Origin of the sequence: Taibaiella soli, assembly GCF_003236175.1 — a bacterium.
Classification (GTDB): domain Bacteria; phylum Bacteroidota; class Bacteroidia; order Chitinophagales; family Chitinophagaceae; genus QKTW01.
In genome coordinates, this window is record NZ_QKTW01000002.1 from 163,282 (window position 1) to 170,963 (window position 7,682).

The following is a 7,682-nucleotide window of genomic DNA, read 5'->3' on the forward strand; positions in this document are numbered from 1 at the left end:
TTGTCTTGTGCTCCGATACACTAACATAGCACCCGCCGCTACAACCCAAATAGTTGGTAGTTTTTGGGGAATAAGATTTATTAGTTTCGCGCTTTCAGCCTTTTTCTTACACCCTCAAAAAAAATAAAAACAACAAACCTACAATGAAAAAAATCCAGTCGCTGTTGACTCATTTTCCAAAACACATGAAACGCAGCTTTTTACTTTGTACTTCATTTTTACTTTTAAGCCAGAGCAGGATTTCTGCGCAGTCTGCAGCCAATGATTTTAAATATAGCTGGTCGGACGATGTGGTTTATACGCCTGATTTTTTGAAAGGAAATGATAAAGACGGCTACATCCATGTTGGTAGCTATGAGCGGAATCAAATTACTGTAAGGCATTTCGACAACCAATTGCACCATGACGCGGAGTTTTCGTTTACACCGCCGGATATCGCCAAAGAGTTTACCCTTCATAAACTTTTGAATCTGGGCGGCAAAACCTATATGCTTTACAGCAGTTTTAATAAGTCCGAAGAAAAAGAAAAACTTTTTGTTCAGGAGCTGGATAGCAAAACAGGGAAGCTGACTGGTGAGGTTCGGTTGCTTGCCAGTTCCGATATCAAGATTCTGCCCAATTACGAAGGTTCCAATAACTGGCTGTTCGGTAAGCTGCCGGAAAAATGGTGGGTTTTTGTATCGAATGATCAGTCGAAGATTATGATACAATACCGACTAAGACCCGAGCATATCAATGATAAAGTCAATAGTGACAAGATCGGTTTTATTGTGCTCGACGCACAACTGAAAGAGCTCTGGTCAAAAGTGATAACGATGCCATACACGGAATCCCGCATGAATAACGAGAACTATCATGTAGACAATGATGGCAATGCATATGTACTGGCGAAAATATTTCCTGCGGGAGAAGGTAATAAGAGCCCGAATTTCCGTTTTGAAATATTGAAGTATTCCAAAGATGCAGATCAGGTAACCAAAATTCCTTTTTCCGTGTCGGGTAAATTTGCCAACAGCGTAGAAATCGGTGAAACCGCCGATAATAAAGTATTCGTGACCGGTTTTTACAGCAGCAGATCGCGCATGAATAGTGCTGAAGGTTTTTACTTGTTTAAATTAAATGATCTGGCTGATACAGTCGGGAAGACACAAAAATGGATGCATGCCTTTGGTAAAGATGCAATGAGTACGGATAAGGACGATGACGAAGATTCAGGACCAATAAATCTTGAATTGCATCAGGTAGTTACATTGCCGGACGGTGCCATACAGCTGATTGGCGAAGAGCGGAGTTCCTATGTATCGCAGGCTCCGGGATCTTCCGCAGGACACAGTAGCACTTATTGCAACAGTCTTCTGGTAATGCAGATCAACAAAGATGGGGTAGTAGACTGGATGACGCCGATCCGGAAAAAGCAGAAAAGTAATGGACTTCAGACCGATAATTTATCATTCAGTAGTTTTCATAAAAACGGGAACAGTTATATTTTCTTTATGAACAATGAAGATAATCTGGAACGTAGTGCAAGTGCGCGCCAAAAGTTATATAAAGGCGGTCAGCAGGGTGCGTTGGAATGTCTAAAAATAGATGCGAAGGGTACCGTTGCGGCACCCGTTATCATTAGTGCTCCATTTGACGGCGGCGGCTTTTCCAGCATCCGCAATTTTGCTGCAGTGGATGATGATAAGATGATCATCAATAGCTCTGACGGTAGAAAAGGTTCAAAGGGAGCGTTTCTTTCGTTTCAGTAGGTCTTATTGGATTTTTTCGGGATTTTTAGAAGCTAGAAATAAAACGCCTCACACATTGGGGCGTTTTTCAGATACTCATGTTTGAGTACCTTCATTAAACCATGAAAGAGCCTTGCTGTTCGGGATGTTCCGAAGGGCATCCGGAATAAGTGATGATTCAGATTTCTCAACCTTTCAGTGCGGGCGAGTATAGGTTGGACTGGAAATCCCTAGTATTTGAAGTTCGACATGCGCTGCGCTAACATGTCGAACAGCTGCCCCCATAGGTACTTAAAAGGTACCCCGGAGGTATTAATTTAGTCCTTGTGAGGTATTAAAGAAGTGGTTGTTGGGTACTAAAGAAGTCCCCATGAGGTACTAGAAAAGTCATTGTCGGGTACTATATTAGTCCTCGATAGGTGTCAAAATAGTCGTCCCTGGGTATTTAAAAGGTCCTTGTTGGGTACTAATTTAATGGTTGTTGGGTACTAAATTAGTAGTTGCCGGGTACTCCCGAAGTAGTCGATGGCCTCCCTGCTCAGAATCGTAATTGAAATGCAGTAGTCGCGGATTTGTTGGGATCAGCCTACAGTGGCCATTTTTAACTTAAATCCAACTTTTGAATCTGGATTTTTGACCTTTGAATGTAGCACCTATGCGCAAACGCTTCTTCCTGTTATTCTGTCTGTTTTGCTCCTTTTCTGCTTTCGCAAAAACGGAACAGCCCTCGCGGTTTGATACATTGCTGCAGCGATATTTTTTCAATCCTTTTATCGGGCCGGAAAATGTGAAGACGATCGATTATTACCGCCATGCGCCTGGTACGAAGGACAGTATTCGCTTTCCGAAGCCGGGAAAAGATCAGGGTGCACAGTATTATCAGGTCCGGAAGCAATCGTTTTTTAAATCGGATTCAAATAATCATTTCAAGCTGATGAATCCTTCTGCAGGGCCGCAGGTGATCTGTGCTTATCCTACTCAGGAAGCACAAAGGGAACAGCGGCGCAGGGATTTTTCCTGTCAGTACAGAGCGTCAGTTAATGCTTTGCCCGGAGATGAACTAAGTTTTACACACGCCGATTTAACGGTCGACTGGTCGAAGAATAGTGTGGACGATAAGGAATATGATCCTGATCTGTTTCGCAATGAGATAAAATCGGTGACGGTCGTTTACCATTTTGCAACGGAGCTCGATGCTGTGCGCGCGTTCCAGACAATGAAGAGCGCCTTTTCGGCAACCGACGCCGTTTCTAACAATACCATTCTTACAGAGCGAAAAGTTTATGCAGCCAATTTTACTAGGGGCAATTCATTTGTAGTGATCCGTAATTATTTTGATACGAATCAATACACTATTTTTATTACGCTGAGACTGGTGGGGAGGATCTAGTGTTTGCCTTTTGCGGTTTCAGGTGTCAAGCTGTTTCAATCCGTTGAAATGATCAAATGCACTAACGCTTTTATTATTGCCTGTCTGTTTGTAATGACTGCCACAGCGCAGGAAATTCCTGCAAGAATCAATTATGGGGAAAAGTTTGCGGGGAAGATCTATCCTCATTGTTTTAATTATGTAGCGGTTACATTGAAACCGGTCGAGCGCACCAAAAACTTTGTTCTGAAAAATGATAGTTTAATCATTGTGCAGAATACGGCGCCCATGTATTATGATTTCCATATAAAAGTAAAAATCAAAGCATCGCATTATACCGTGAAAGTGTTGGAGAAGAACAAGCAAATCGGTGTCATTATTTTGCAGATGGCGCCGAAACCACTGGAACCCAGGGTTTATCTTACGGGTACCAGCGGATTGGATAACAGCCTGAACCAGATGGCGAGGCAGTTGACAAATTTGACTTGTGAAGAGACTGGTTATGGCCGTGGTTACTGGAAGATAGTATCTTACGTTGCAACGTTTGTCAGTGGCGAAAAATATTATACCGTGCGGATGAAAGGTGATGACCAGTTTCCCGAAAAAGCCAAAGAATTTTATGGAACATTCACTCCTTTGAAAGGGCAGGTGTTTATTAAGGATCTTGTGGTGATGGATGATGACAGCACCGTCTACAATGTTGGCGATTACCAGGTTTGTCCGGAAGTGAAAAAACTGTAGAGCTGTCTCCATCCTCGCGCGTTGTCATGCTGAGCGCAGTCGAAGCATTGTGCGATGATCCTTCGTCTCCAGAGTGCTCACATTTTCTATAGTTCATGTAGTTTACTTATCTCATTATCCTGGTATCTCGCGGGATGTCTCCTTCGTCGATATGACATGGTGGTTATACAATTTTCACGCGCGTTTGTCATCCTGACGAAGGAAGGATCCCGCGTTATGTGGTGCTCTTATTATCTGAGTGTATCCTCGCGCGTTGTCATGCTGAGCGCAGTCGAAGCATTGTGTTGTGGCGCTCATTCACCATTCACCATTCACCATTCGCCATTCACCTCTAACCTTTCACAAACCCCCTGAAAAGACAAAAGGAAGACGTTATGTCATCCTTCAGTCGATAGGTATTTTTGGGGCTGATTCCGAATAGTTTCTTAATGAGAGAATTTTTTTGGTCGGTGTGTGTTTGTGTAAAGCAAAGGAACGGGAATGCCCCCGTATCGCCGTTTTTTAGTTGACCAACGGAGCTTCCAGTTTACCAACGGTCACTCGCAATTTCAATTCTCGCCAAAGTACCTCCAATACGTCCTTTTTCGTCTTTTTGTTCTATCAGATCAAATGTCATTTTTTCTGTACGCGTTCTGTTCATGTGCTCAATCCTTTTTCTGAGGTTGGAAAGTCCCAGAGATTCATGCTGCGGATCGATATGGCTTGACTTGCCGGAGAGCCCAACACCGTTGTCCGTAATCTCAATGAATAGAGATTTTTCCTTTTCGTATACATGAACGGTCACCAGGTTGTCCATCGATTGTTTGGGAAGTAGCCCGTGGCGGATGGCGTTTTCTACTAATGGCTGTATCAATAACGGCGGAATAAAAATATTGTCCAGATCCAATTCAGGGTCTACATCTATTTTGTAATTGACAAATTCGTCGAAACGGAGTTTTTCCAGTTTCAGATAGTTGGCCACCAGATTTAATTCCTGTTCCAGCGAGATCGTGTCTTTGGTCACATTCTGCATGTTTTGCCGGATCAGTCTGGAGAAGGTGACAAAGTATTCGTCGGCCTTGTTCTGTTGATTTTTAAACAGGTTCTGAATATTATTGAGCGTGTTGAAAATGAAATGCGGATTCATCAGCGCGTTGAGCGCTTTAAATTCCATCCGCTGATATTTCATATCGGCTTCGTAAGCTTTTTGTTTTTTGCGGAGCATGCCGCGGGCAATGGAGAATGTCGTCCACCAGATCAATACGACTACAATAACCGATGCAATGAGAATAAACCACCAGGTGGTCCAGAAAGGCTTCTGGATGGTGAACTGCAATATGGCAACCGGCGAATAACTATCGGATAGGGTACGTGCGCGCACGCGTACATAGTAGTTGCCTGAACGCGTCAGGTAAAGATTGATTGTAGCTTCATCTATCGAGCGCCAGTTGGTAGTGCTGTCCTGCGATATTGAATATTCACAACGCAGATCGCCGCCGCTGTAAGAGAGTGGGATATAATTCAGCTGAATATCGTTGGCATCGCTGTACGGAATTGTTATTGGTCCGTTTTGCGAAGCAGAATAGATTTTGTTTTTCGTTTGCAGCGACAGGAAATACACTACGGGTTGCGCGGGTGCATCGAAGAGCCGCTTTGTATCGAGCCGGGTAATGGTGCCGTTGTTGAAGAAATAGGATACATTGCTGTCGGCACAGACAAACTCTGATTGAACAGGAATAAATCTTGATTCTACCGTTTGTATATGAAAACCATCTTTTCGTCCCGGATGCGTCAGCGTAACCATCCGGTATTTATCATTGCTGCTGATTAAAATATGGGTGCTGTCGATCTGATAAAAATCATCCCAGATGCTGCTGCCATTAATGGATGTGTCGATAACCAGTTTACGATTGGCATCGAGGTGGCAGATCTGAAGTGTATTGTCGTGCTTGTATCCCATCAGAAATCCATTCCATATTCCGAATTTCCGGAGGCCCGGAGCTCCATATTCCTTCTGTACGGTAATGGTGCTGTCCCGGATTTTATAAAGGCTGTCTACTGTAGAAAACCAAATGCCGCCGTCATGGTCCTGTGCCCATCCGAAAAGCCGTTCACGTTTCTTGTTGGGCTGCACCAGGTGAAAGGCATAAGGGTCTTGTTTTTCCCAGGCGCGGCGGGAAATGTAAAAGATTTCTACATAGGCTTTGATGTAAATAGCGCTGTCGGTGACGGTGATATTTTTCATAGCGCCTTTGTATTTAAAAGGCAGGCGCGTTTTTACACTGGCGGTTTGGCTATTTAATTTGTCAAGGATCAGATTATCCCAGCCCGATATGTGGTAGAAATTAAGGTTTGTGTCGAGATACGCGGCTATCGAAGCATTGTTGGGCTCCTCGTGAATACGCCGTGCACTTGAGATTATCCTTTTTTTCAGTTGTTCGCCATCCTGTTCGTAGTAAGGGTACTCCGTATGTCGCTTGTTGAAGTCGCTTTTATATTGGGAAATATTAAAAAGCTGCCGGATGCTGTCGTTTTTTATGGTGTAGATATTTCCTTTCTGTGTAAGAAAATAAAGTTGTCCTTTCAGGATACGCGCATATTTTACAAGTGTTTTATCCGGGTTGTCAAATGTCCGGTAGTGTGTATAACCTGCATTCAGGCAAAACACTCCCGCATTCGTTGTGCTTATCCAGTAATTTCCGGATCGGTCTGGCGTAATGGAAGATATTATATGGTCCTGAAAGAGCAGTCGGTCTTCCGGGAATATTCTTAAGCCGTTATACGTACCTACCATCGTCTTATGATGGATACTGTCTTCAAACACTGCTATGATAGAAGTGTTGGCCGGTGTAGGGACATGGACCAGCATTCTGTTGTTTGAAACAACGGTATAGGTTGTGTCGACCAGATAGATCCGGTCATTCATCGGAAACGTTCCGCAAAAGGAATAAGCATTCTGTCTGGTATTGGTTACCCGCCCGGAAGTATCCCAGATAAACGTTTCAGTTGAGCCGGTTATTTCATATTTGTCTGGCGCAACCTTGCGTACCTGCATAAATTTTAGCGGCGCTTCATTGACCTGCTTCGCGTCAAACAGATGGATGGTTTCCCCGATGATATTGGCAAAGGAAGAGCTTTGATAAAATTTGATGGTAACACTACCATCATACTCGTTCATGATACTGGCGATAAATGCCACCTTTCTGGGGATTCTTAAAAATGGCTTGTCGCGCTCTGTATGAATAATGCCGTCTTTATAGTAACAAAGGCTGCCATTGAATGTCGACATCCAAAGCCGGTTATACTTATCCTCGCCGAAGCCAAACACTTCGTTGTCCGGCAATCCCTCGGCAGTAGAAAATTTCTCAAATTTTACACCGTTATAACGGGCAATGCCTTTGTCAGTACCAAACCAAAGTATGCCTTTGCTGTCTTTGTAAATGCAGTAGACTGTGTTGGAAGGCAGCCCGTCTGCGACAGTGTAGTTACGTGTCGGGTATGACTGGCTATCGCCGCGAATGGCGGTGAATAGTAAGAGTAGTATGGCGAATAGCTTTTTTATGCTTTTTAAGTTTTATGTTTTTAGTTCTACGTTATAAGTTCTAGGTTCTAAGTTTTACGTTATAAGCTTTACGTTATAAGTTGTCATGCTGAGCGTAGTCGAAGCATTGTGCGTTGCCTTTCGTCTCCGCGGGCTGTCTCCTTCGTCGACATGACCATGTGGTTATACAAATTTGATTCACCATTCACTACTCACCATTCACCACATTCACCATCGTTCACTACGTTTGTCATGCTGAGCGTAGTCGAAGCATTGTGCGTTGCCCTTCGGCTCCGCGGGTTGTCTCCTTCGTCGACATGAC

Annotated in this window: 4 protein-coding genes and 1 pseudogene; 3 read left to right on the forward strand and 2 right to left on the reverse strand. The window is 43.7% G+C overall.

The window, feature by feature from the left end; genetic code table 11:
- Window positions 1-143: 143 nt before the first annotated feature.
- The 3 genes from DN068_RS00985 to DN068_RS00995 all read left to right on the forward strand — a co-directional run bounded on the left by DN068_RS00985 (window position 144) and on the right by DN068_RS00995 (window position 3,840).
- Window positions 144-1,751 carry a hypothetical protein gene (locus tag DN068_RS00985; protein ID WP_123985182.1) on the forward strand — a complete coding sequence of 536 codons (1,608 nt, stop codon included), beginning with the start codon at window positions 144-146 and terminating at the stop codon, window positions 1,749-1,751.
- 634 nt (window positions 1,752-2,385) lie between these two features.
- Entirely contained in the window at window positions 2,386-3,120 is a 735-nt protein-coding gene (locus tag DN068_RS00990) for a hypothetical protein (protein ID WP_110997010.1), read from the forward strand.
- A gap of 48 nt (window positions 3,121-3,168) precedes the next feature.
- A complete protein-coding gene (locus DN068_RS00995; RefSeq protein WP_123985183.1) occupies window positions 3,169-3,840 on the forward strand; it encodes a hypothetical protein in 672 nt (223 codons plus the stop codon).
- Between the two features lie 526 nt (window positions 3,841-4,366).
- Here DN068_RS00995 and DN068_RS01000 read toward each other — a convergent pair.
- Together DN068_RS01000 and DN068_RS22460 are read right to left on the reverse strand one after the other, a co-directional pair.
- Window positions 4,367-7,162, reverse strand: coding sequence for a sensor histidine kinase (locus DN068_RS01000; protein WP_110997012.1), 2,796 nt, complete (start codon window positions 7,160-7,162; stop codon window positions 4,367-4,369).
- 63 nt (window positions 7,163-7,225) lie between these two features.
- A pseudogene (locus tag DN068_RS22460) lies at window positions 7,226-7,381 on the reverse strand (two-component regulator propeller domain-containing protein); the annotation flags it as partial.
- Between the last annotated feature and the right edge of the window lie 301 nt (window positions 7,382-7,682).